At 66.4% G+C, this 24,547-nt stretch carries 19 protein-coding genes; 5 read left to right on the top strand and 14 right to left on the bottom strand.

Annotated elements, in window-relative coordinates; translation table 11 throughout:
* Positions 1-117 precede the first annotated feature (117 nt).
* Positions 118-1,191: a LacI family DNA-binding transcriptional regulator gene (locus tag E1956_RS33175; RefSeq protein ID WP_134757167.1), complete on the top strand. Its 1,074-nt coding sequence runs from the start codon at positions 118-120 to the stop codon at positions 1,189-1,191.
* Between the two features lie 72 nt (positions 1,192-1,263).
* On the opposite strand, the gene E1956_RS33170 is transcribed toward E1956_RS33175, so the two are convergent.
* From E1956_RS33170 to E1956_RS33130, 9 genes are all read right to left on the bottom strand, one after another.
* Positions 1,264-2,055 carry a helix-turn-helix domain-containing protein gene (locus E1956_RS33170; RefSeq protein ID WP_134757165.1) on the bottom strand — a complete coding sequence of 264 codons (792 nt, stop codon included), beginning with the start codon at positions 2,053-2,055 and terminating at the stop codon, positions 1,264-1,266.
* 35 nt (positions 2,056-2,090) lie between these two features.
* Positions 2,091-2,441 carry a cupin domain-containing protein gene (locus tag E1956_RS33165; protein ID WP_134757163.1) on the bottom strand — a complete coding sequence of 117 codons (351 nt, stop codon included), beginning with the start codon at positions 2,439-2,441 and terminating at the stop codon, positions 2,091-2,093.
* Positions 2,438-3,415, bottom strand: a complete 978-nt coding sequence (locus E1956_RS33160; RefSeq protein ID WP_134757161.1) for a quinone oxidoreductase family protein — start codon at positions 3,413-3,415, stop codon at positions 2,438-2,440. The genes E1956_RS33165 and E1956_RS33160 overlap by 4 nt, the downstream gene beginning before the upstream one ends.
* Before the next feature lie 57 nt (positions 3,416-3,472).
* Positions 3,473-4,351, bottom strand: coding sequence for a beta-keto acid cleavage family enzyme (locus E1956_RS33155; RefSeq protein WP_134757159.1), 879 nt, complete (start codon positions 4,349-4,351; stop codon positions 3,473-3,475).
* A 23-nt stretch (positions 4,352-4,374) separates the two neighbouring features.
* A complete protein-coding gene (locus E1956_RS33150) occupies positions 4,375-5,124 on the bottom strand; it encodes an SDR family NAD(P)-dependent oxidoreductase (protein WP_134757157.1) in 750 nt (249 codons plus the stop codon).
* Positions 5,125-5,138: 14 nt separating this feature from the next.
* Positions 5,139-6,053, bottom strand: a complete 915-nt coding sequence (locus E1956_RS33145) for a dioxygenase family protein (protein WP_134757155.1) — start codon at positions 6,051-6,053, stop codon at positions 5,139-5,141.
* 205 nt (positions 6,054-6,258) lie between these two features.
* A complete protein-coding gene (locus E1956_RS33140; RefSeq protein WP_134757153.1) occupies positions 6,259-6,594 on the bottom strand; it encodes a hypothetical protein in 336 nt (111 codons plus the stop codon).
* A 63-nt stretch (positions 6,595-6,657) separates the two neighbouring features.
* Positions 6,658-7,842, bottom strand: a complete 1,185-nt coding sequence (locus E1956_RS33135) for an alpha/beta hydrolase family protein (RefSeq protein WP_134757151.1) — start codon at positions 7,840-7,842, stop codon at positions 6,658-6,660.
* Between the two features lie 134 nt (positions 7,843-7,976).
* Entirely contained in the window at positions 7,977-9,260 is a 1,284-nt protein-coding gene (locus E1956_RS33130) for an NAD(P)/FAD-dependent oxidoreductase (RefSeq protein ID WP_134757149.1), read from the bottom strand.
* Between the two features lie 244 nt (positions 9,261-9,504).
* Here E1956_RS33130 and E1956_RS33125 point away from each other — a divergent pair, with 244 nt between their 5' ends.
* Together E1956_RS33125 and E1956_RS33120 are read left to right on the top strand one after the other, a co-directional pair.
* Complete coding sequence (locus tag E1956_RS33125) at positions 9,505-9,816, top strand: ubiquitin carboxyl-terminal hydrolase 14 (RefSeq protein WP_134757147.1); 312 nt, start codon at positions 9,505-9,507, stop codon at positions 9,814-9,816.
* 32 nt (positions 9,817-9,848) lie between these two features.
* Positions 9,849-10,814: a LysR family transcriptional regulator gene (locus tag E1956_RS33120; protein WP_134757145.1), complete on the top strand. Its 966-nt coding sequence runs from the start codon at positions 9,849-9,851 to the stop codon at positions 10,812-10,814.
* Between the two features lie 25 nt (positions 10,815-10,839).
* Here E1956_RS33120 and E1956_RS33115 read toward each other — a convergent pair whose 3' ends face one another.
* From E1956_RS33115 to E1956_RS33100, 4 genes are read right to left on the bottom strand one after another with little or no spacing between them, the layout of a single operon-like run.
* On the bottom strand, positions 10,840-11,985 hold the full coding sequence (locus tag E1956_RS33115) for an ATP-binding response regulator (protein WP_134757143.1): 1,146 nt from the start codon (positions 11,983-11,985) through the stop codon (positions 10,840-10,842).
* Between the two features lie 5 nt (positions 11,986-11,990).
* On the bottom strand, positions 11,991-14,531 hold the full coding sequence (locus E1956_RS33110) for a hybrid sensor histidine kinase/response regulator (RefSeq protein ID WP_232071950.1): 2,541 nt from the start codon (positions 14,529-14,531) through the stop codon (positions 11,991-11,993).
* 43 nt (positions 14,532-14,574) lie between these two features.
* Positions 14,575-19,608, bottom strand: coding sequence for an AAA family ATPase (locus E1956_RS33105; protein ID WP_232071948.1), 5,034 nt, complete (start codon positions 19,606-19,608; stop codon positions 14,575-14,577).
* A gap of 25 nt (positions 19,609-19,633) precedes the next feature.
* Positions 19,634-20,314 carry a response regulator transcription factor gene (locus E1956_RS33100; protein WP_134757139.1) on the bottom strand — a complete coding sequence of 227 codons (681 nt, stop codon included), beginning with the start codon at positions 20,312-20,314 and terminating at the stop codon, positions 19,634-19,636.
* A 374-nt stretch (positions 20,315-20,688) separates the two neighbouring features.
* Between E1956_RS33100 and E1956_RS33095 the strand changes: the two genes are divergently transcribed.
* Entirely contained in the window at positions 20,689-22,245 is a 1,557-nt protein-coding gene (locus E1956_RS33095; protein WP_167760193.1) for an ATP-binding protein, read from the top strand.
* 92 nt (positions 22,246-22,337) lie between these two features.
* Entirely contained in the window at positions 22,338-23,072 is a 735-nt protein-coding gene (locus tag E1956_RS33090; protein WP_134757135.1) for a TetR/AcrR family transcriptional regulator, read from the top strand.
* Between the two features lie 3 nt (positions 23,073-23,075).
* On the opposite strand, the gene fucP is transcribed toward E1956_RS33090, so the two are convergent.
* A complete protein-coding gene (fucP, locus tag E1956_RS33085; protein WP_134757944.1) occupies positions 23,076-24,386 on the bottom strand; it encodes an L-fucose:H+ symporter permease in 1,311 nt (436 codons plus the stop codon).
* Between the last annotated feature and the right edge of the window lie 161 nt (positions 24,387-24,547).

Genomic DNA, 24,547 nt, shown 5'->3' with positions numbered 1-24,547 from the left:
GCCGAACAATTTGTTGTCAATGCGTAGTTGCCGCTGAAAACACTAGGGTTTTCCACTGCAACGTTGAAAGCAATCCTTTGCATCGATAGAATCGGATCACATCCAGCGACCCATTCCATGACTACGAAATCCGATACGCGCACCGTGACCCGCGTGACCATCCGCGAGGTGGCGGCGGCCGCATCCGTCAACGCCTCGACCGTCTCGCGCGTGCTGAACCCGGCCACGCGCCACCTGATCGGCGACGAGGTCGTGCGCCGCGTGCTGGCGGCGGCCAAGACGCTCGGCTACCGGCAGAACCGGCTCGCCGCGGCGCTGCGGGGCGGACAGTCGCGCGTGATCGGCGTGTGCCTGCCCGATATCGAGAACCCGGTGTTTCCGCCCATTGTCTGCGGCATCACGGAGGCCCTCGCAGCCGAGGGCTACGGGGTGCTGATCGCGAACATCGTCGGCAAGGTCAAGGACCAGGAACGCCTGATCGAGCAAATGCTCGAGCGCCGCGTCGACGGGCTCGTGCTGGCGACGGCCGCGCGCCAGGACCCGCTCGTGCGCCGCTGCATCCTCGACGGCGTCCCGCTCGTGCTCGTCAATCGCGGCGAGGACGGCGGCCAGGTGCCGGAAGTGGTCAACGACGATTTCCTCTCGATGCGGCTGGCCGTTGCGCATCTGGTCGGGCTCGGCCACACGCGCATCGCCCACCTCGCGGGCCCGCAGCGGATCGCGACGGGCCTCTCGCGGCTGCAGGGCTTCCAGATCGCCGCGCAGCAGCATGGCGTCGCGGGGAGCGTGGTCGCGGAGGCCGCGGAATTCACGCGCGAAGCGGGGCGTGCCGCGTGCGAGCAACTGCTCGACGCGCATCGCGACGTCACGGCCATCGTCGCGGCGAACGATCTGATCGCGCTCGGCTGCTACGAGGTGTTCGCGGCGCGCCGGATCGCGTGCCCCGGCGCCATTTCCGTGATCGGCCACAACGACATGCCGCTGCTCGACATGCTCAATCCGCCGCTGACCACGCTGCGGATCCAGCATCGCGAGATGGGCCGCCAGGCGGCGCGGCTCCTGCTCGGGCGGATCGCCACGCCCAGCGCCGCGCCGCTGCGCATCACGCTGGCGCCGGAACTGGTGATTCGCGGCTCGACTGCGGCGGCGCGCGCGGTCTCGCGCAAGGCTGCTGGCGTTGGCGCCGCCTGAGGGCGCCGCTTGAGAGTGCCATTGGGATAGTTGGGCCGGCTGAGGGCCATCTGAGGGCCACCTGCGGCCCGCTCACACCGGCCGCGGCCCCGCCTTCACGCCCTGATTCGCCAGCCAGTGATTAGGCGCCCAGCCCACATGCGACTTGAAGAACGTCGAGAACGCGCTCGGCGTAAAGCCCAGCTCGCGCGCCACCACCGAGACCGGCATCCCGAGCGCCAGCGCGCCCATCGCGGCGCCGGTCAGCACGGTTCGGCGCCAGCGGCCGGCACCCACGCCCAGCTCGTCGACGAACAGCCGGTGCAGCGTGCGCACGCTCACGCAGGCACGGTCCGCAAGCGCCTCGAGCCGCGTGTCGCGGCCGGGGTCCAGGATCATCGCGTCGCAGAGCGCGGCGATGCGGCTGCTCGACGACGGCATGTCGAGCGCGATCTCCCACGCGCCCTCGCGCGCCGCCTCGAGCTCGCCGAACAGCAATGAGGCGACCGCAGCCGGAGAACGCGCGAGCGCCTGGCTCGCGCTCTCGGACAACAGCGACGCAAGCATGGCCGAACAGCGCGCGATTCTTGCCGAGTGCACGGGCCCGTCGCTGAACGCGGGCGCGATGCGCAACTCGCGCAGCGCCGCGCCGTAAGGCACGTACAGCCGATGCGCGATCGACGCGGGCAGCCACATCCCGCCGCCGAGCGTCACGCAATACGCGCGCCGCGCGCTGGCAATCCAGACGCCGCCGCTTTGCACCTGCACGAAGCGGCCGCCGGTATCGGGCGCGATGTCGTGCCGCGTGCCCGGTCCGAGCCGCAGGTCCGAAAGCCGGCAGACGTCGTCGCTCATGGGCGGCGAATTGGGCAGCGAAGCGGACAAGGCAGCGTGATCCACTGGCGCACCGTCGGCCTGCGTTACTGCGGCTCGGGCCGCGGCAGCGGCATCGCGAGCAGGATCATCGCGGGCCGGCTGGAGCGGTTGTGCAGCGCGCGCGGCTCGCCGGGCGCGAGACGGCACGAATCGAAGCGGCGCAACTCCCGTTCGCCGTCATTCGTCTCCACCCAGACCTCCCCGTCGAGCACCACGTAGTGCTTCTCGACCAGCGACGCGCTCATCGACGTATAGCCGCCCGGCTCGATCGTCGACACGCCGAGCCACAGCGACTCGGCCGGCCCGGCCTCGTAGCCCTGCAAGCGCACGCAGCGCATCAGAAAGTGCTCGCTGGGGAAGTACTGCGGCGCGTCGTCGAAGCGGGTCACGTTCATGGCTTCAGCACCACGCGGCGCGACGCGCCACGATAAACGGCCTGATACGCGCGCGCGGCATCATCGAGACTGAACACGTGGTCGTCGTCGATCGGGAACGGCTTGAGCACGCCGCGCTCGAACGCGGGCAGCAGCTTCTCGAGAACCGCCGCGCCTTTTTGCGCGTCGAGCGCGAGCGTATCGACGCCCACATACGTGTGCTGGCCACGATAGAACGTGAAGATGTCGAACGGCACCGGCCGCTCGATAGTCGAGATGAAGATCTGCGTGCCGCCCACCGCCATCGCCAGATTCGCGCGCTCGAAGTACGGACTGCCAACGGTGTTGTAGACGATATCGGCGCCATGGCCGTCGGTCGCCTCGCGCACGACTTCGTCGAGCTTCTGCGTCGACGCGTCGATCATCAGCACCTTGTCGCTCGCATGGCCGATATACGGCTCGCCCTGGCGCCCGACGCCGATGACCGTTGCGCCCGCCATCGTCGCGAGCTGGATGGCCGCCTGCCCCACCTTGCCGTTCGCGCCGAGCACCAGCACGACGTCGCGCCGCTTGGCGCCGCCGGCGCGCCGCAAGCCCTCGTAGGCCGTGATGAACGGCACGCCAACCGCGCCGGCCTCGTCCATGGTCAGGTTGTCCGGCTTCTCGCGCACGCTGTGCGCGGGCACCACGAGGTAGCGCGCATGCGTGCCGTCGCGCCGGATCCCCAGCTCCCCGCCGCAGCCCCACACCTGCTTGCCGAGCAGCGCCGCCGGCCCGTCGATCACGCGGCCCGCGTAATCGCGGCCCGGCGTGCGCGGCCACACGGCGTGCGGCATGAAGCCCAGCACCGCCTTCACGTCACTCGGATTGACGGCTGCACTCGCGACCTCGACGAGGCATTCCCCTTCGCCCAATACGGGCTCGGCCTGCACATCGAGGTGCAACGCCAGCGAATCGATATCGCGGCTCTTTTCCAGAACGCGCACGTTCTTCATGTTGTGGTCTCGTTGATTCATTACGTTTGTTCAGGCACGCACGCTGGCCGGCAAGCCTCAGGCGAGCCCCAGCATGTCGCGGGCCTCGCGGCTCGTGGCGATCTCGCCGCCGAGCATCGTCACGATCTCTTTGGCGCGCGCGACGAGCTGGGCATTGTTCTCGGCCAGCACACCCTTGCCGATATACAGGTTGTCCTCGAACCCCACCCGCACATGCCCGCCCGCCAGCCACGCCTGCGCGACCATCGGAAACTCGAAGCGGCCGATCCCGAACGCGGACCAGATCGCCCCCGGCGGCAGCAGGCCGCGCGCATAGAGGAGGGTCTCGGGCGAGGCCGCGAAGCCGTACTTCACGCCCGTCACGAAGGTCCAGAGGCCGGGGCCTTCGAGCACGCCGTCCTTGATCAGGTCGCGCGCCAGATGGATATCGCCGGAATCGAAGATCTCGAGCTCGGGCTTCACGCCCGCCTCGCGAATCACATGGGCCATGCGCGCGACGTTCTTCGGCGTGTTGATGACCACTTCGGCGCCGGAGTTCATCGTGTTCAGGTCGAGGCTGCACACGTCGGGCTTCAGCTCGAGAATGTGCTCGACGCGCTTCTCGGGCGGCAGCAGCGTCGTGCCGGGCGCGGCGATCTTCGGGTCGTCCTCGCTCGGGACGAAGCGGCCGCCAGGCCCAGTCGTCAGATTGATGATGAGCACGTCGTCAACGGCACGAATGCGCTCGATGACTTCGCGGTAGAGCTTCACGTCCATCGACGGACGCCCCGTTTGCGGATCGCGCACATGGATATGCACGGCCGCGGCGCCCGCGCGCGCAGCCTCGAGCGACGCATTGGCGATCTGCTCGGGCGTGATCGGCAGGTGGGGATGCTGGTCCGGCCGCGTGATATTGCCGGTGACGGCGCAGGTGATCAGGGTCTTGCGTGCATGCATGTCGGGGTTCCCCGCTACGGTGTTCAGTTCAGCCGCCGGCCGCCGTCGACGACGATCGTCACGCCGGTGCTGAAGGTCAATTGCGTCGCGCAGGCTTCGATTGCGGCGGCCACGTCGTCGGGCGCGCCGATCCGGCCAAGCGGCGTGGTGGCGGCGGCCTTGTCGTTGAAGTCCTCGCCGCGGCCCGGCACGAAGCCGGTATCGACCACGCCCGGCGAGACGTTGAGCACGCGGATGCGCGGCGCGAGCGCGCGGCCGAGCGAGGCCGCCATCACGTCGAGGCCGGCCTTCGCCGCGCAGTACGCGATATTGCTGCCCGCGCCCGTGGTGCCTGCGATCGACGACACGTTGACGACGAGGCCGTCGCCGGACGCGTCGAGCAGCGCCCGAAACGCGCGGATCGCCGCGAACTGGCCGCGCCAGTTGACCTTCATGATGTCGTCGATGATCTCGTCGGTGAGCGCGTCGAGATCGGCATGGCGGATCGCCTTCGTGAAGCCCGCCGTGTTCACGAGGATATCGGCGCGCCCTTCGCGTGCGCGCACATCGGCGGCGAGCGCATCGAGCGCGGCGCTGTCCGTGATCGCGGCCACCGCGCCGCGATGCCCCTCGCCCGGCAACGACGCCGCGACACGCCGTGCCTTCTCTTCGTCGCGTTGCCCGACCACCACCACGCGCGCGCCGGCGCGCGCGAAGCGCGTCGCGGTCGCGGCGCCAATTCCTCCGGTGCCGCCGATCACGACGGCCACTTTTCCCTGCAGCAAGCTGGACACGGTCAAACCCCTCGTCACTGGATGGGCGGCGTCGGGTACGTGGGCGTCCCCTCGGCCAGAATGAAATCGAAATCGAGCGTGTAGTACGCGTCGCGCTGGTCCTCATGCGGGCCCGTGCCGGCGGCGTGTTGCTCGAACTGGCCAATCAGGCGGCGGTTCACGCCGAACACGACATCGGTGTCCAGATGCTCGGAATCGTCGGCAAATACCTGCGAGACGAGCGTGGCGTGCCCCTCGGCGAAGATCGCGAAATGCAGGTGCGCGGGGCGATACGGATGGCGTTGCTGGGCCGCGAGCAACGCGCCGACCGGACCGTCGGTAGGCACCGGGTAGCCGGCCGGGCGCACGCTGCGAAAGCTCAGCGCGCCATCGGCGCCGGTGCGGAAGCGCCCGCGCAGGTTGTGCTCGGGCTGGCTTTCGTCCTGGTTCTCGTAGAGGCCGACCGGCGACGCCTGCCACACGTCCACCGTCGCGTCCGCCACCGGCCGGCCGCTCGTGTCGAGCACGCGCGCGTGCACGAACAGCGGCGCGCCGGGCGAGTCCTCGCACGCGATCGACTCGCCGTTCTCGTACTCGGGCGAGCCGCCGCGATAGAACGGCCCCAGCAGGGCGCCCGGCGTGCGCGTGCTCGCGTCGGCGTTGTTCATCAGCGCGACCAGCGTCGAAAAGCCGAGCACGTCGGCCAGCAGCACGACTTCGTTGTGGCGGTCGTTGCATGCCTGCCCGACCGCGCGCACGAACGCGAGCCCCTGTTCGAATTCCGCGTCGGTGAGGCGCACGTGCTTCAGGAACGCATGCCCGTGCTCGACGAGGGCGTCGACGATTTCCTTCAGGCGCGGGTTCTGCGTGCCGGCCATCGCCGCCTTCACGATGCCGGTGACCGTTGCGGCGTCGTCGATGACGCTGTCTGGCCGAAGCGATTCAGTCATGAGCTAGCTCCAATGCAACCGTTTGCATAAAGTGATGCAAATATACCGACTGTCCCGACCCAATGAAAACCTCGTTAACCCTGAAAAGCGGTAGAAATGCTCATTGGAGGGCCGAAACATCCAGGCAAACGTATGCATAAAACTGGCCCACAAGCCGTACGATCCGACCCCGGAGGCGATGGCCGGCAGCGCCGGGCTCAGCGCGTCACTGTCCCGCGGGCGCCGCGCCAGTGCCGGCCTGGCCAGCATGCGCCTTGCGCTCGGCGCTCTCCAGATTCTCCGGATAGTCGGTCTGCTTGCCGCCCGACATGTGATAGCCGTTCTTCTCGAGCGTGCTCAATTCCGCGTTCTTCTTGGCCCGCGCCGCCTTGCGCGCGGCCTTGCGTTGCGCCTTGCGGACCTGCTTGGGTGTCGACGCACTAGTCGGCACGGTGGCGGTTTGCGCCTCTTCCTGTGCAACGGCAACTTGTGCGCCGGCCAGCGTCAAGCCGGCCACTGCGACCACCGCCATCATGGCCGGGACCACGCGATTTCGAATCATGTCCAGATCTCCTTCTTGATTGTTGAGTGCTGCGTTGTTGATTTGTTGATGGCTGATTGCCGGTTACCGGTCGTGCTGGCGCCGCAGCGTCAGGCGATCGTCGAACCAGTCGCAGATCTCGCTGAGCGCCGGCTCCTGGCGGTCGAGTTGAACGTGGGACGCGCCGCCTTCGGACGCGCGCCAGATACGCAGCGTCTTGTCTTTCGCGCCGATTTCCTCGAGCAGCTGCTTGACTTCGGCTTCCGCTGTCTGCATGTCGCGCTCGCCATGCACCAGCAAGACGCTGCAGGTGATCTGCGATGCCACGCCCGCCAGCCGGAACGCTTCGAGCTTGTGGAAGGCCGTGTCCCAGTCGCTCGTGCCCATGATGCGCAGGACATGCTTGCCGGTCGTGCCGCGCGGCGCGGCACGACCGGGCTCGCGCACGGCGCCGCCGGGCGTATAGCCCGTGCGCCGCACCCAGCTCGCGTGATAGTCGTAGATCGCGGACCAGGCCACGCACGCCTTGATGCGCTTTTCGAACGCCGCCGCGCGCGGCGCATAGTAGCCGCCGAGACTCACGCCAATCAGGCCGATGCGGCTCGCGTCGATGTCGTCGCGCGTTTCGAGGTAGTCGCACACCACGCCCACGGCGGCCTCGGAATCGTGGCGCGCGGCAAGCTTGTGCAAGCGCAGCGTAGCGCCCTGGCCCGGTCCGTCAAAGGCGAGGCAGGCCATGCCGCGCTCGGCGAGCGCCTGCGCCACATAGAACATTTCTTCCTTGGTGCCGTCGAGGCCATCCGTGAGGACGACGACGGGCGCTTTGCCATGCACGCCGCGCGCGGGCACGAAGTAGGCGGTGAGCGACGAGCCTTCGAACGGCAATTCGAACACTTCGACGCGCGGCTCCATGAGCGCCGCGCCCTGAGCGAAGGTCGTCAGGTGGCGATCGAACGCCTGCGGCGCGCGCGCGTCGTCGGGGTCGAGAAACGCTTCGGCCCACTGGTAGTAGATCGCCGCGCGCATGTAGGCATGGCGGGCGCTCACGTCATGGCCGCGCTGCGCGGCCTGTGCCGCCTGCCCTTCCACTTGCTCGCCCAGCCCCATCCACGCCCGGTACCAGGCATCGATATCGCCGTCCGGGTCCACCGCCGACGCTTCATGCAATCCGCTGCACGCCCAATCGATTTCGCCGAAATTCGCGCCGCTCGCGACTGCACGCATGACGGCGAGCGACCACATGTGGTTGTTGGGGAAATACTGGAACATTCAACACTCCGGGGAAGCCGATTCGAGGTGACACCTTAAGTTCCGGGGGACGACTCGCCTTAGCCGAATTGCCCCGTCACTTACCAGCGAGTCCGATCTTTTCGGAAATCCGGCAGCGGCGACGCAATCGCGCCTTAATCGTTCTTAAGGCATCCTGAAGCGATTGGTCTGCTCTCGGCGAGATACCTGTGCACGAAGGTCACGGCCATCGCGCCTTCGCCCACGGCCGAGGCCACCCGTTTGACCGAACCGGCGCGCACGTCGCCCGCCGCGAAGGAGCCCGGCACGCTGGTCTCCAGAAAATAAGGCCGTCTTTCGAGGGGCCACACGGTTTCGAACGCCGGATGCTCGTAGAGGTCGCTTCCGGTGACGAGATAGCCGTTCGGGTCGCGAATGATGTGGGTGTCTTTCGCCCACTCCGTGTTGGGCGAGCCGCCGATGCAGACGAACAGATGACCGGTCTTGAGCACTTCGCGCTCGCCGTTCTTCGACTGAATCTCGATCGCCTCGAGTTTGCCGTCGCCATACAGCGCGCTCACCGATGACTCGAACCGGACCTTGACGTTGGCTTCCCGCTCGAGACGCTCGATCAAATACTGCGAAAGGGTGGCGGCCAGCGACGCGCCTCGCACGATCATCGTGACAACGCTTGCGTGTTGCGCGAAGTGCATGGCGGCTTGCCCCGCGGAGTTGCCGCCGCCGACGATGCACACCGGTTGCCCGACGCACATGGGCGCCTCGCTCGCGCCCGCACCGTAAAACAGGCCCGCGTTCAGATATTTATCCTCGTGCGGCAGTCCGAGGCTCCGATATTCGATTCCCGTCGCGCAGATATTCGATTTCGCGCACAAGAGCGAGCCGTCGGCGAGATCGACGCGGATCTTGCCATCGGCGAAGGTCGCATGAACGCCTTCGCGCATCATCAGCAGCTCGATGCCGAATTTCACCGCCTGCTGACGCGCGCGCTCCGCAAGCTCCGCGCCGGGAATGCCCTGCGGAAAGCCCATATAGTTTTCGATCAGCGAGCTCGTTCCCGCCTGGCCGCCAACCGCGTTGCGCTCGATGACGACGGCCTTCAGGCCTTCCGATGCCGCATACACGGCAGCCGAGAGCCCAGCCGGTCCCGCACCGTAGATCGACACATCGTATTCGCGCAAGCGCGGCCGGGTGACCCAGCCCAGCTTCGCCGCGATCTCGGCCAGCGTGGGTTGCTGGAAGCACGAGCCGTCCGGAAAAAGCACGACTGGCAAGCGCATATCGCGCAGCGACTCCACACCGAACTCGCGCATGCAGTCCCGGTCGGGCGTCATTTCGCACCATTCGTACTCGACCACGCCGCGCTTCAGAAAGTCGCGAATCTCGTAGGCCTCGCGGCTATGCGGCGCCCCGATTACCTTGACGTGTTGCGACTGAGCCATAAGTGCCTCCTCATGGGCAGCGGCGCGTTCGTCGCGCTGCCGGCGCAGAGGGGCCGTTCCGCGATTCGCCCCTCTGCTGCGCACTATGGTGGCGCGTCGGGGCCCATAGAGGAAGCGTTCATGCCTGCCATTAATAACGATTAAGATTCGCACGCCGCTAACGCTGCATAATGGAATGGCCCTGTCATGCCTGAACGCATGGGCTTTCAGTTCATTCGCCCATGCTTCACCACGGGAGTCAAAGGTGGCCACGACCTGTTCTCATCTCGATCAAGCACGCATCCTGCACACCGATAAGGACTACTGCGAAGAATGCGTCAAGTCCGGAGGACGCTGGGTCCATTTGCGCCTATGCCTGATTTGCGGAAAGGCCGGCTGCTGCGACTCCTCTCCGAACCGGCATGCCAGCAAGCACTTTCACGAAACCGGCCATCCGCTCATGCGCTCGATCGAGCCTGGCGAGCACTGGGTCTGGTGCTACATGGACAGCCAGCTCGTGGGTGAGATCGACTCGCAGACATCGGGCGGGCCGGCCCACAACGAAGCCAAAGACTAGTTTCAACCCGCTGCCTGGGACAGCGCCCGTACATGGATACCTTGCTTTCGATGCGCGTCTTCTCGCGCATTGTCGAAACCGGCAGCTTCACGCGTGCAGCCGAGCTGACCGGCCTGACCACGCCACGCGTTTCCGCGCTGCTCGTGCAACTCGAGCACCACCTGCGCTGCCGTCTGCTCAATCGCACCACGCGCCGCGTCTCGCTCACCGAAGACGGCAGCGCCTACTATCAACGGTGCATCGCCGTGCTGTGCGAGATCGACGATATGGAAGCGTCGCTCTCGCGCGCCAAGATCGCGCCCAAGGGGAAACTGAAGGTCAACATGCCGCCCGCCATGGCGAAACCGGTCGTGATTCCCGCGCTGCCCGATTTCGTGGCGCGATATCCCGAGATCGCGATCGAGATCAGCATGACCGACCGGCAAATCGATCTCGTCAGCGAAGGCGTCGATTGCGTCGTGCGTGTGGGCGAGCTCGCGGATTCGGCCATGGTCGCCAAGCGCATCGGCAGCATGTCGACCTGCACCTGCGCCACGCCCGCGTATCTCGCGCAGCACGGCATACCGGCGACGATCGACGACCTCGCGCAACATACCGCCGTGCACTACATCTCATCCGATACCGGGCGGCACCGCGCCTGGGACTATCTGGTGGACGGCAAGCTGCGCACGGTGCAGATGCGCGGCGCCGTTGCCGTCAACGACGCCGACGCGCAAACGGCCTGCGCGCTCGCGGGCCTCGGCCTCGTCAAGACGTCGCTCTATCTCGTCGAATCGATGCTGGAGGCCGGCACGCTACAAGAGGTCTTGCAGGATTTCAACGTCGCGCCGCGGCCGGTCTCGATCCTGTATCCCCCCAACCGCCATATGCCGCAGAAGCTCAGGATATTCGTCGAGTGGCTCACGGCGCTGTTCACGGAGATCCCCTCGCTGCAGGGCAAGCGCCGCGCGTCGAGCCCTGCCGAAGCGCACGACGCTTTAGCCGAAACCGTGCTTTAAATCCTGTTCGAGCGACTCACCGGCCCTAGCGCGCCAGCGTGAGCTTCACGGCGAGTCCCGGATGGTTGTCTTCCAGCCGGAGCTCGCCGCGATGCAAGGTGGCCACGCCTTTGACGAGCGCGAGCCCCAGACCGACGCCCGGGGTTCCGCGGCTCGCGTCGCCGCGATAGAAGCGCTCGGTCGCCTTGGTCTTCTCCGAATCGGGCACGCCTGGGCCATCGTCCGCGACGATGACTTCGATCAGCCCGACGTGGTCGCTCACCGAGACGAGTATCTCGGTCCGGGCGAACTTGATGGCATTGTCGATGAGATTGCCGACGGCCTGCGCGATCAGCAAGGGATCCACCCACGCCGGCAGGCTGTCCGCGCAAGCCAGCGTCAAGCTGAGGCCACGCAGCTCGGCCAGCGGCTGATAGAACTCCACGGCCTCCGCGACGATATCGGCCACATCGCTCGTCACGAAGCCGGCCTTGCGCACGCCCGCATCGATTTCGGCGAGGCGCAGCAGCGCATTGAAAATGCCGATGACGCGGTCGATGTCGGTCAATGCGGTTTCGAGCCGTTCGAGCGTCTCTCCATCGACCTTCCTCTTCAGGTCGAAGATCATCACCTCCATCCTCGCGCGAAGCTCGGCGAGCGGCGTGCGCAGATCGTGCGCGATCGCATTCGATGTGTTGCGCACGCTGTTGATCATCTCGATCAACGCTTCCTGCGCCACTTCGCGGCTGTGCACTTCTTCCTGCAGGCGCACATTCTGCGCTTGCAGCGCCTGCTGCAGGCGCCGCAGCTTCAGGTGCGTCTTGACGCGCGCGAGCAGTTCCTCCATTTGCAGCGGCTTGGTCACGTAGTCGATGCCGCCCACGTGGAAGCCCGCCGTCTTGTCTTCGGTCCGCGAAAGCGAGGTCATGAAGATCACGGGAATCTCGCGCGTGGCCGGACGATGCTTCAAGCGGCGGCACACTTCGAACCCGTCGATGCCCGGCATCATCACGTCGAGCAGGATCAAGTCCGGACACACGAGCTCCGCGCGTTCGAGCGCTTCCTCGCCGTCGCGCGCGATGGAGATGCGCAGCCCGTTGCCTTCCAGAAAGTCGACCACCAGCCCCAGATTCGAGGCGGTATCGTCCACGACCAGAACGAGCGGGGGATTACTGTCGAACTCGTCTGACATGCCAACTATCGTCCATTCAATTGTTGCTCGATGAAGGAGAGCAATTCACGGGTTTCGAAATTCTCCGCCAGCCGGCGCACCCTCGATGCAAATGCCTGATAGCGCTCGTCGTCGTCGAGCAGCGCGTCGGCATGGCGCATGACATCGCGCATCTGCCCTCGCAACGCCAGGCGATGCAGCAAGGCCATGTCCTCGTGCCCCGGCACGACCACCGTCGCCGCGGCTTGCGGTTCGCCTGCGCCCTCCGGTTGCGGCGTCGAGTCTGCGCACACGAGCACCTGCGCCGCGAATTCGCCGGGCACGTCGAGATCGAACCAGAACCGGCTGCCGCGCCCGTACTCGCTCTGCACATGGATCTCGCTGCCCATGAGCCGGACCAGTTGCTGGCTGATGGAAAGCCCCAGCCCTAGCCCGGCGCTGCGCCGTTCGGAGTCGCCGGCCTGCTCGAAGGGCTGGAAAACCCGCTCGAGTTGATCGGGCGCGATACCGAGGCCCGTGTCGCGCACCTCGAAGCGCAACGTCCCCTGGCTGACCTGCGTCACCGCGAAGGTCACTTGCCCTTCATCGGTGAATTTCACCGCATTCGAAAGCAGGTTCAGCAACACCTGGCGCAGACGTTTTTCGTCGACTCGAATCATGCCCGGCAGGCAAGGCGAAACCATGCAGGTCTGCGTGAGGCCTTTCTCCCGCGCGCGCACGCCCACCATCTCGGCCAGCATTTCGAGGAACGGCGCGAGCAGGACGTCGCTCAGTTGCAGCTCGACCCGGCCCGCACCGATGCGCGAAAACTCGAGCAGGTCGTCGATCAGCGTGACGAGGTGCGTCCCGCTTTGTTCGATGACCGCCACATGCGAGCGCTGGCGCGTGGCGAGTTCGTCGTCGCGGCGCAGGATCTGCGCGTAGCCGAGAATGCCGTTCAGCGGCGTCCTGAGCTCGTGGCTGATATGGGCGAGGAATTGATCCTTGGCCTTGTTCGCGGCTTGCGCCTCGTCGCGCGCGATGCGCACCGTGGCCTCGAGCGCCCTGCGCTCGGAGATGTCCTGCAAGATCGCGATCGTATGGTGCACCTGGTCGCTGGAATCCCATTGCATCGCCACGCAGACGTTGACCCACACGCGCGAGCCGTCGCCGCGGATCAGCAGCTTGTCCTCGGTGTAGTGCGCGATTTCCTTGTCGAACAGCTGCTTGAACCGGCTCTCGCTGCCGGGCACGAAGCCTTCCTCCGTGACGTCCCTGAACGTCATCGTCAGCAGTTGCTCGCGGGTATAGCCGACGATCTCGCAATAGCGCTGATTCACGCGCAAGAAGCGCCCATCGACGCCGCAGTGCGCGATCCCGACTGCCGCATTCTCGAAGGTGCCGCGAAAGCGCTCTTCGCTGGCGCGCAAGGCCTGCTCCACGCGCTTGAGCTCGGTAATGTCCACGAGCGTGCCGCTCATGCGCACGGGCGCGCCCAACGCGTTGCGCTGGGGTGTGCCGCGCGTGAGCACCCAACGGTACGAGCCGTCGCGGTGCAACACGCGGTGCTCGACCTCGAACACGCCGCCGGCATCGGTGCAGTGTCGTTTGAACGCCGTGTCAAAGCGGTCGCGGTCGTCGGGGTGGATCAGCTCCATGAAGCGGTCGAAGCCGCTCGCGCCGGCATGCTCGCCGTAGCCGAGCCATTCGCGGATATTCCAGCAGCGCAGCGTTCCCTGGCGGCCCGCCACGCTCGACGCCTCCAGCTCCCAGACGCCCACGTTCGATCCGCGCATCGCCACGCCGAGCCGCTCGTTGGTTTCGCGCAGGATTTCCGCCTGGGCCGCGCGCCGCGCCTCGGTGGCGTCGCGGATCACGAGCACCACGCCCACCACCTGCCCCGTTTCGTCGACGATAGGCGTCACGCGGTTCTCGACCGGCACTTCGCGGCCCTGTCTGCCAACCAGCCGGATCCGCGCGGGCGAGCCCGCCGGGATGACATTGCGCAGGACGGCGGCCCCCACGTCGCCGAGGGGCGTATTCGTGTCCTCGTCGATCAGCACCAGCACCTTGTCGAGCGGCTGGCCCACGGCCTCTTCGCGCGTCCAGCCGGTCAACGCCGCGGCAACGGGGTTGATCAGCGTGATGCGCGAATCGCAGTCCGTCGCAATCACGCCGTCGCCAATGCTCGCGAGCGTGACCGCATAGCGTTGCTCGCTCTCGCGCAGGCGGCGCTCGGCGCCGTGCTTGTACAGCGCCATCTCCACGACCGTGCGCAGTTGCTGGTCGTCGAAGGGCTTGAGCAGATAGCCGAACGGCTCGGTCACGGTCGCACGCCGGACCGTCTCTTCGTCCGCGTAGGCCGTGAGAAACACCACGGGCAGATTGAGCACCTCGCGCAACTGGCGAGCCGCGTCGATGCCGTCGAGCTCGCCTTCGAGGCGCACGTCCATGAGGACGAGGTCGGGCAGCGCCCGCGACGCCATGGCGAGCGCCTCTTCGCCGCTCGCGACGTTGCCCACGACCGTGTGTCCGCAACGCACCATTTGCTGGGCGATGTCGCGCGCGACCACCCGATCGTCTTCCACTATGAGTATGCGTGCCGGCGCCATGTTCAAGCCTGTCCGATTTTCAGAGTTTGAAATGGATGTCGAAACTCGTGCCGCTGTCCCGGCCGAGGGCGATCGTTGCGTGGAGCTGGCGCGAGAGGTCGGAAACGATTTGCAGTCCGAGCGATTCGGCCTGCTCGATCGAATACTCGGGCGACAGCCCGATACCGTCGTCCGACACGCTCAACCTGCACGCGCGCTCGCCATTGGACACCAGCTCGACACGCAGCCGCCCGCTGCGCCCCTGCGGAAACGCATGCTTCAACGCGTTCGAGACGAGCTCGTTGATGATCATCCCGCACGCGACCGCCCGATTCATGTCGAGCTGCACGTCGTCGACGTGCACGTCCAGCGACACGTCGAGCCGGCTCAACTCATAGGCGCGCGAGAGATGCGCGCAAAGATTGCGGATATGCGGCGCCATGTCGATGCGGGCGAAATTGCCGGCCCGGTACAGGTTCTCGTGAACCATCGCCATGGAGCGCACGCGGTTTCTGCTGTCGAGGAAAAGCTCCGCCACCGAGGCGTCGTCCACGCGCGCCGCCTGCAAGCTGAGCAGGCTACTGATCAACTGCAGATTATTTTTGACCCGATGATGCACTTCATGCAGCAGCGCCTCTTTCTCTTCGAGCAGCGCCTCGATCTCTTCCAGGCTGGCATTCTCGATCGAGATCGCGGCCTGCGAGGCGAGCAGCTTGAGCACCGCCATGCGCGAGGGCGTGAAGACGCCGGGCGCGAGTTCGTTCTCGAGATACAGCGCGCCGATCAAACGGGTCTGCTTGACGAGCGGCAGGCACAGCACCGAGCGCGCGTGCCGGCCGATGAAGTACTCATCGGCGGCAAACGGGTTGTCGATCGAGGCGTCGTCCACGAGGACCGCTTCGTGCGTGCGCAGGCTGTGATGGAGCATCGCGAGCGGCACGGCGTCGGGCGAACCCGGCCGGCGGCCGACCTGGACCGCACTGCCCTCGCGCGCGGCGCTGGCCTCCGCCTCGATGCACAGTTGCTCCGCATGCGGCAGGATCAGCACGGCACGCCGCGCGCCCGCGTGCTCGAGCACGATGGACATCAGCGTATGCATGAGGCGTTCGAGCACGCGCTCGCTCGAGATCGCCTGCGAGGCCCGCACGACCGACTCCGCATCCAGTCGATGCGCCACCGGGCCGTGCGGCGCGCTCGCCGCGGCTTGCACGGCCAGCTCGGGGTGCCGCGCGTCGAGCGCGCGGACCTTGGCCATGCACCCCCAGCTCAGGTAAGCCTGCCGGGCATTGCGCACATAAACCATGCCGATGGTCGCAAACCCGCGCGCCAGGTAGAAGCGTGCGGCCAGCTCGTTGGCGAGTCCCTCGATATGCCGCAGCCGCTGCTCGCGGGCCTGCTCGATCGCGCGTTCGTAGAGGCGCATTGCCTCGAACTCGCGCGACTGCGTGCGAGCCCGTTCGGCGTCCACCAGGGCCGCACGCGAGGAGAAGTTCGCGGGGCCATGCCCGGCCCAGCCATGCAGCTTCTCGATGTGCTCCGCCAGCGCCGCCTCGTTGGCGGCCTGCAGGTCCGGCGCCAGCGCGTCATGGCTTTGCAGGCGCGTGAGCGCGGCAAAGAAATGGTATTCGGCCAGCTCGAAATGGCCCGACGACGTCCATAGCAAGGGCGCGGCGCGCTCCCCCGACTTCAGCGCGCCGGCGAAGTCGCCCGCGAAATACTGCGCCTCCTGCTTGCGGATCCAGTACCAGCACGCCGCGATGGCGAGCGCCGGATTGCCTTCGAGATGCTGTTCGAGCGCGCGCTCGTCGGCGTGATCGGCCTCGGCGGAGCCGAGCCACGGCGGCAAGCCGCGCAGCCCGCGAATCAAGGACAGTTGCGCGGTCATGATGTCGACGATCAGCCCGAACCCCGCGGCCCGCACGACGCGCAGGCGCTCGACGCCCTGGTCCTCGGCCTCGGCCAGCGGCTCGCCCGCCGCCAGCAGGCTCGTCACCAGACAGCAGCTGCTGAAGCCGATATAGGTGAGGTCCCCGCTTTGCTGCGCCGCCTCGAAGGCGCGCCGCAAGAGCGGCAGCCCCGCGTGCATCGGCTGCGTCCAGGGCATCACGTGATAGGCGAAGCACATGTACACGCGGGCCTTGAAGCGCGCCAGCTTGCGCTCGTCCACGAGCGCAAGCCCCAGCCGGCCGAACTCGAAGCCCGCGCGGTAGTCGCCGAAAATCGGGCCGGCCACCATGCCGAGGTAGGCAAAGCCCAGCGACGAGGCATCCGCGTTGCCATGCTCGATACTCAGGTTCGCCATGCGGGCCAGCACGAGGCAAACGAGGTTCTCGTCCGTAAAGAAGGCCGGCGGCAAGACCGCGGTCAACACGTTGAGCGTGGCCTCCAGCGCCTCGTTTTGCAGCAGCGGCAGCTCGATGAGCGACTCGATCGGCCGTTGCTGAAGCCGGCCGAGCAGGCTCGCATATTCCGCCTTGGCGGCCTCGCGAGCCGGGTGCGCGACCCATTCGACGCCCACATGGCGCAGATAGCCGAGGCCGATATCGATCGCCGCCTGCATCTGGTCGAGCGCCGTATGCAGCGTGACGCGCAAAAAGGCCACCGCCGCCCGGTCGGGGATCGTATTGGCGCGTTCGGCAAGATCGCGCAGGCGCGCTTCGGCCTGCATGGCGTTGCCCGTGAGGAATTCGCATTCGGCGCGCAGGAGCTCGAGCGAGAATTTTTCGCTGTAATGCGTTTGCCAGGCCGCGCTGCCGAGCATGTCGCTGCCGACACTCAGATACGCGAGCGCGGAACCATAGGCGGCGGAGGCGCGCGCACGGCGGCCGGCGCGCAGGTTGAGCGCGACCACGCGCATGCGCACCTGGCTATCGCCGATCACGTGCAGCGCGCGATTGTATTGATTGACGACCTCGAAGATATTGGGCGCCAGCGCCGGGTCGCCATCGCCGCCATCGAGCCTCGTCCCGATGCGCAAATGCGCTGCCGCGCGCGCCATCTCGGTGATCAGCGCGTAGGCGGCCTCCTGGATGCGGTCATGCACGAACGCGTAGCCATCGGCGCGCCGGTAGACGATGCCTTGCGCCGCCGCCTCCGCGAGCGCGGCGTCGACGGCCTCGGCCGGCTGGCCGCTCACGCGCGCCAGCACCGAGGTCGCGACACTGGCGCCGAGGCACGCGAAATCGGCGAGCGCCTCGCGCGTCGATCCGGACAGGCGGCCGAGCTTGCCGACCATCAGGTCGACGACGCTATCGGGAAAGCCGCGCCGCGCGATCCGGTCCGCGTTCCATGCCCATTCGCGGCGCGCCGGATCGAAGGCGAGGTAGCCTTCGTCGGCGAGAATCTGCAGAAACTGCACGGCGAAAAAAGGATTGCCGCCCGTCTTGTCGAACACGACCCGCGCGAGCTGCGCGCCATGCTGCGCCGCTTGCTCCACGGTTTGCTCCATCAAGCCGTGCGTGGCGTCGCGAACGAGCCGCGCCACGTCGCGCTCGCCGAGCGGCGCCAGCAACAACTCATGAACGCGGACCTGCCCCGCGCGGATCGCGGCGACCACGCGCGTCAATGGGTGCGTGGCGTCGACCTCGTTGTCGCGCCAGGCGCCGATCAGCATCAAATGCTTTACGTCCGGCCCTTTCGCCAGCGCCTCGAGGACCGACGCCGTGCCCGAATCGAGCCACTGGAGGTCGTCGAGGAACAGCACCAGCGGCTGCTCCGCACGAGCGAACGCACCCACGAATCGCGTCAGCACGGCGACAAAGCGGGTCTGCGCTTCCTGCGGCGGCAGGTCCGGCACGTCGGGCTGCGGGCCGATCACGAGCGCGAGCTCAGGAATCAGATCGAGCACCAGACGGCCGTGCGCGCCCACCGCGTCCTGCATGCGCGCGCGCCATTTGCCGATCTCGGGCTCGCCTTCGTCGAGGATCTGCTGGACGAGCGTCTGCATGCACTGCGCGATCGTCTCGTACGGAATGTCGCGCTGGAACTGGTCGAATTTGCCCGACGCAAACCGGCCCCCGGCCCAGGACATCGCCTGATGAAAGTCCTCGACGAGCGACGATTTGCCGATGCCCGAATAGCCGGACACGAGGACGAATTCGGTTGAGCCCTCGCGCGCGACCCGCTCGAAGACGCTCGTCAGTGTCTGCAGTTCCTTCTCACGCCCGTACAGCCGGTCGGGAATCAGCAGGCGGTCGAGGCCGTCCGCCGCGCCGAGCGCAAATGGCTCGATGCGGCCGCGCCGCCGGTATGCCTCGGCGCACAGGCGCAAGTCGTGCTCGACGCCACGCGCGCTCTGGTAGCGGTCCTCGGCGGCTTTCGCGAGCAGCCGCTCGACAATGGCGGCGAGCGGCGCGGCAATCGCCGGCACATATTCGCTGAGCGGGACGGGGCGCCTCGCGGTATGGCAATGCAGCCATTCCGCCGCCGAGCTGGCCTGCCAGGGGAGCTTTCCGCTGAGCATCCGGTAGATCACGACACCGAGCGAATACAGATCCGAGCGCGCATCGGCACGCCGGTTGACGAGCCCGGTGCGCTCGGGCGCGACGTAGGGCAGCGCGTCCGCGAACAGCACGGGCTGGCCGATCTCGCTGCCTTCCGGCGCGAGGGACGACGCGAGGCCGAAGCCCGTGAGCGCGGCCGAGCCGGCTTTCAGGTTGACCAGCCAATGAGCGGGCCGAATGTCGTGATGGATGAGCTCGCGCCGATGCAAGGCATCGAGCGCGCCCGCCATGCTTGCCGCGAGCGTGAGCACCTGAGCGAGCGGCAAGCTCTGCGTCTCGATCGAGGACAGGACCACGCCGCCTGGATCGTCGAGGATCAGCGACGTGCGGCGTTCCTCCCTCAAGAGCGCAATGGGCTGCGTGAAGCGCGGGCTGTCGAGCCGCGCGCGCAGCCCATAGGCTTGCTCGAGCCAGGCGAGGGCGTCGGCGGAGGGCTGACTGGCCGAAGGACTCACCGCGAGGCGTGTTTTCGCCGCGTCCCGCGTCGCGATCCGCGCAAGGACGAAGGCGCCGTCGTCCCAGAGCGTTTGAGTGGTCGATACTTCGAGGTTCATGGCGGCAGTCGTATCCATGCGCGGCTTCACGAGCAATCGCAACTCAAGTGTCGGCCGACAGCATGTACCCGGCGTTACGCACGGTACGCAGCAGCGAACGGTCAAAGCCCGCATCGATCTTCTGGCGCAGCTTGCTCACGTGCACGTCAATCACATTGGTCTGCGGGTCGAAGTGGTATTCCCAGATATTCTCCAGCAGCATCGTGCGCGTCACGACCTGATCGGCATGCCGCATCATGTATTCGAGCAGCTTGAACTCGCGCGGCTTCAGGGCAATGGCCTTGCCGGCACGCGTCACCCGGCGCGAGAGCAGGTCGATGCAGAGGTCGCCCACCTTGAGCGTGGTCTCGAATGTGTCGCTCTGCGAGCGGCGCATCAGCACTTCGAGCCGCGCGAGCACTTCGCCGAACGCGAACGGCTTGACGACATAGTCGTCGCCCCCGGCCTTCAGCCCGCGAATGCGCTCGTCCACGGCGTCGAGCGCGCTCAGGATCAGCACCGGCACCTTGCTCCCCGTTGCCCTGAGCGCGGCCACGATGCTCAGGCCGTCTACGCCGCCCGGCAGCATGCGGTCGAGAATGATCGCGTCATAGGCGCCGCCCATGGCCAGGTACATGCCGTCGCGGCCGTTATCGGCGAAGTCAACCACGTGCCCCGCCTCCGCGAGTCCCTTCCTCAGGAAACTGGCGACCTGCTGGTTGTCTTCCACTAACAAGATCTTCATCTAAGCTGCTCACGGTTCCCGACCTACGCGATATGCAAGGAGCGCGGCGCATATCACCCTGTCCCCCCACCCCTGGCAAATAGCCTCCAATTATCCGCCCGCAGACCGCGATCCGTTTTTCGCGGCTCATTAAATTTAATTAATGTTCGCTTCGGCGCCGGGCTTCAATACGGCTTTCCTCCCGCCGGCCCTTGCCAAGCCGCGCCCCGCGATACTACGGCAGCGGCAGATTAACTAAAGTTAATTTGCGGGTAACGGGGGGATAACACGGCCTGGCTATTATGCGTTTCAACACCGTGCCCGCGCGACCAGAACGCTCAAGCCACAACACATTGGCGCGCACTGCCCACAGATTAACGTCGGACGAGACAGCCATGAATCAAGCGACAGCCGACTTCGCAACGTTCGCCTCCCACGCGCAAATCATCCCGATTGGCGAATGCGAGGTCGATCTCGGCGGGCGCGCCCTGCGCCGCGGCCGCGAAGCACTCGAACTCGGTTCGCGCGCGTTCGATGTCCTCGCGACCATCGCCCAGGCCGCCGGCAGGCTCGTGTCGAAAAGCGAGCTCATGGAGGCCGTCTGGCCCAATACGGTCGTCGAGGAGAACAATATTCACGTTCAGCTTTCGGCGATCCGCAAGGCCTTGGGCGCCGACCGCGAGCTGATCGTGACGGTGCCCGGACGCGGCTATCAACTGGCCGTCTCCCGCCGTGACGCCACGAGCGCGCGGGTCCCGGCCCCGCAGCGCGAAGCCGAGGCCATGCCCGGCCTCACGCAGCTCGCTCATGACGCCCTGATCGGCCGCGAAGCCGCGATCACCGAAATTCGCGCGCTGATGGACTCGACGCGTGTGCTCACGCTCGTGGGCGCCGGCGGAATCGGCAAGACCTCGCTTGCGCGGGAAGTCGCGCACCGGCTGGCCACTGAGCAGGCGCTCGAGGTCCGCGTGGTCGAGCTGGCCGAGCATTGCACGCGCGCTGCCGTGATCCGCGCATTCGCCCGCTGCTGCGGCCTCCAGTTCGACGAACGTGATGGGCCCGATGTCCGGCGTCTCGCGCAGACGCTTGCCGCCATGCCGGGCCTGCTGCTGATCGACAACGCGGAGCATGTCAGCGCGCACGTGGCCGAGATCGTCGGCTCGATCAGCCGTGCCGTCCATTCCCAGGTCCGGATGCTCGTCACGAGCCGGTTCCGCTTGCGCGTGTCTTTCGAGGTCGTCTACCGAGTCGGCCCGCTGGCGCTCCCCGATGCGGACAGCGACGCGCAAACCACGCTGTACTCGGCCGCCGTGCGCCTGTTCCTGCGGCGGCTGTTCTCGAATGGTCAGCATGTCGATATGAACGGCGAGCGGCTGAGCGTCGTCAGGGAGATTTGCCGCCGCCTCGAAGGCGTTCCGCTGGCCCTCGAGCTGGCTGCGAGCCGCGCCGCCGTGCTCGGCCTCGAAGGGATCCGCCAGGGGCTCGACGAGCCTTTGCTGTACCTCGGCAGCGGCTATAGAACGGCACAGCCCAGACATCAGAACCTGCGCTCCACGCTCGACTGGAGCTTCGATATCCTGAACAATCGCGAGCAGACCGTATTTAGACGCCTTTGCATCTTCGACCGCCCCTTCTCTCGCGTGGCCGCTTGCCAGATCGCGGGCGATGCGGTGCTCTCCAGCACGGCCGTGATGGACTGTGTCAGCGAGCTCGTCGACAAGTCGCTGGTCGAGATGCGATTCGACCGGGCGGAGCTGCAATACGCGTTGTCGGCGCCGGCACGTGCGTTTGGCCGTGAAAAGCTGCTCGCGGCCGGCGAAATTCGCGTCATAGCCGAACGCCACGCGCTTTACGTCGGCGGACAGTTGCTCGCCCCGCCCACCGGCGCGACCGCGCTGGATAGACGCCCGCTCGCGCGCGCCGCGCAGCCGCTTCCCGCGATGGGCGTGTAGGCGGGTAAACACCGATGCCCCGTGGCCCGCGTTCATGCGCCGATCCCCTATAATTTATCGATCGACCATTATCGCCCGCTAAGAGACCCCGCATGCCACCGCCGAAGCGCCCTGCAACCTCGCCACTGGCCGAGCGAAAAAAGGACACGCCCGCCGACGCCCCGCCCACGGCCCGGCGCCTGGCCCCCGAAGAGCGCGAGCAGCAAATCGTCGAAAAGGCCATCGAGCATTTTGCAACGCATGGCTTCTCGGGCAGCACGCGCGAGCTCGCCAAGCAGATCGGCGTCACGCAGCCGCTGCTATACCGCTATTTCCCCAGCAAGGAAGCCCTCATCGATCGCGTCTATAGCGAGGTCTACCGGTGGGATCCGGCCTGGGAGCGGCTGATCACCGACCGCAGTGTGCCGCTGCGAGAACGTCTTTGCGCGCTCTACACGGCCTATTCTCACGTGATCCTGCAACGCGAATGGATTCGCACTTTCATCTTTGCGGGCCTCACGCGCGAGGGCATCAACCGGCGTTATCTGGACAAATTGCGGGAGCGCATCTTCCGCCCGGTCATGGCGGAAATACGCGATGCCTATGGTCTCCCGATACCTTCAACGACCGCCGCGAAGGAAGCCGAGCTCGAACTGATCTGGAGCTTGCACGCGAGCATCTTTTATATCGGCGTGCGTAAATGGGTATACGGCCTGCCGGTGCCGAAGGATCTGGACGCGCATGTGGCGCTGCAGGTCGATGCCTTCCTCAACGGCTCGCCCGCCGCGCTCAAGAACGTGCTGGCGCCCGCCGCGCGCAATTCAGCCGCAAAATCGCGCGCCTCCTGATGCTCAGCGGGCCGCAAAGTCGGCGTAGTGACCTTTCAGCCCGAACCAGGCGATATACAGGTAGCACACGACCGGCACGCAGAACGAAAGCTGTATGCCGATGTGGTCGGCCATGAAGCCCTGGATGAGCGGGACGATCGCACCGCCCACGATCGCCATGCACAGGATCCCCGAGCCTTCACTCGTATGCTTGCCCAGCCCGTCGATCGCGAGCGTGAAGATCGTCGGGAACATGATCGAATTGAACAGGCCGATCGCGAGCACGGCCCACATCGCCATCGCGCCCGATGCCAGCATGGCGATCACGAGCAGCGCGCCGACCACGACCGCATTGAAGGCCAGCAAGTAGCCGGGGCGAATCCGGCTCAGCAATGCCGAGCCGACGAAGCGCCCCACCATCGCACCGCCCCAGTAGAGCGACAGATATCGGGCCGCCATTTCCTCGCGCAGGCCGGCAATCTGCGGCTGTCCCATGAAGTTCACGAGGAAGCTGCCGATACTGACCTCGGCCCCCACGTACAGGAAGATGCCGAGCGCGCCCAGCACCAGGTGGCGATAGCCCCAGACGTTCGTGTGGGCACGATAGACGCCATGGGCCTCTGACACCTCAGCCGGCGCTTCGGGCTCGGCGATCGTCGGCAGCTTCAGCATCGCAATCGCGAAAGCCAGCACGTAGAACACCACCGCCAGCGCGATATAAGGGGCTTGCACCGCACTGGCCTGCGAGACGCCATAGGAGGCCAGTTCCGAGGGATTCAACTTCTGCAACTCCTCGGACGTCTTGATGGCCACCGAGAGAATCAACGCCGAGCCGAAAAACGGCGCGAGTGCGGTGCCCAGCGAATTGAAGGCCTGGGTCAGGTTGAGGCGGCTCGATGCCAGCTCGGGCGCCCCGAGGATCGCGACATAGGGATTGGCCGCCACTTGCAGCAGCGTGATGCCCGAGGCGAGCACGAACAGCGCGCCCAGAAAGAACGGATACGACACGTGCTCCGCGGCGGGGTAGAAAAGCAGACAGCCGGTCCCCGCTGTGGACAGGCCGAGGATGATGCCCGCCTTGTATCCAAGCCGCTCGACCAGGAAGCCTGCGGGAAACGACATGATCAGGTATGCGCCGAAGAAGCAGAACTGAATCAACATCGACTGCACGTAGCTGAGCGTAAAGACGGCGCGCAGATGCGGAATCAGGATGTCGTTGAGCGAAGTAATGAAACCCCACATGAAAAACAGTGAAGTCAGAATAACCAGCGGGGTCGTGTAGCTGCGCGCCATTGCCGGGCGGCGGCTGCCAGCGCGCGCGCTGCTTGAAATCATATCGGCCACAGTCTTGTCTCCTGGGGGGCGAATGGTCAGGTGAGCGGCATCGCTCAGCTTTTCTTCGCCTCGGTCCTGTTCATGGCGCTCGACTGTAGTTAAACTACATCGCAGTGTCAATCTTATTTTGCCTTTCACTACGCAGCCATCAAGGCTGCGCG

Source organism: Paraburkholderia pallida (genome assembly GCF_004524855.1).
In the GTDB taxonomy this organism is placed as follows: domain Bacteria; phylum Pseudomonadota; class Gammaproteobacteria; order Burkholderiales; family Burkholderiaceae; genus Paraburkholderia; species Paraburkholderia oxyphila.
The sequence above is the reverse complement of the archived record's forward strand: the minus strand, read 5'-3'. Positions and strand labels throughout refer to the sequence as shown.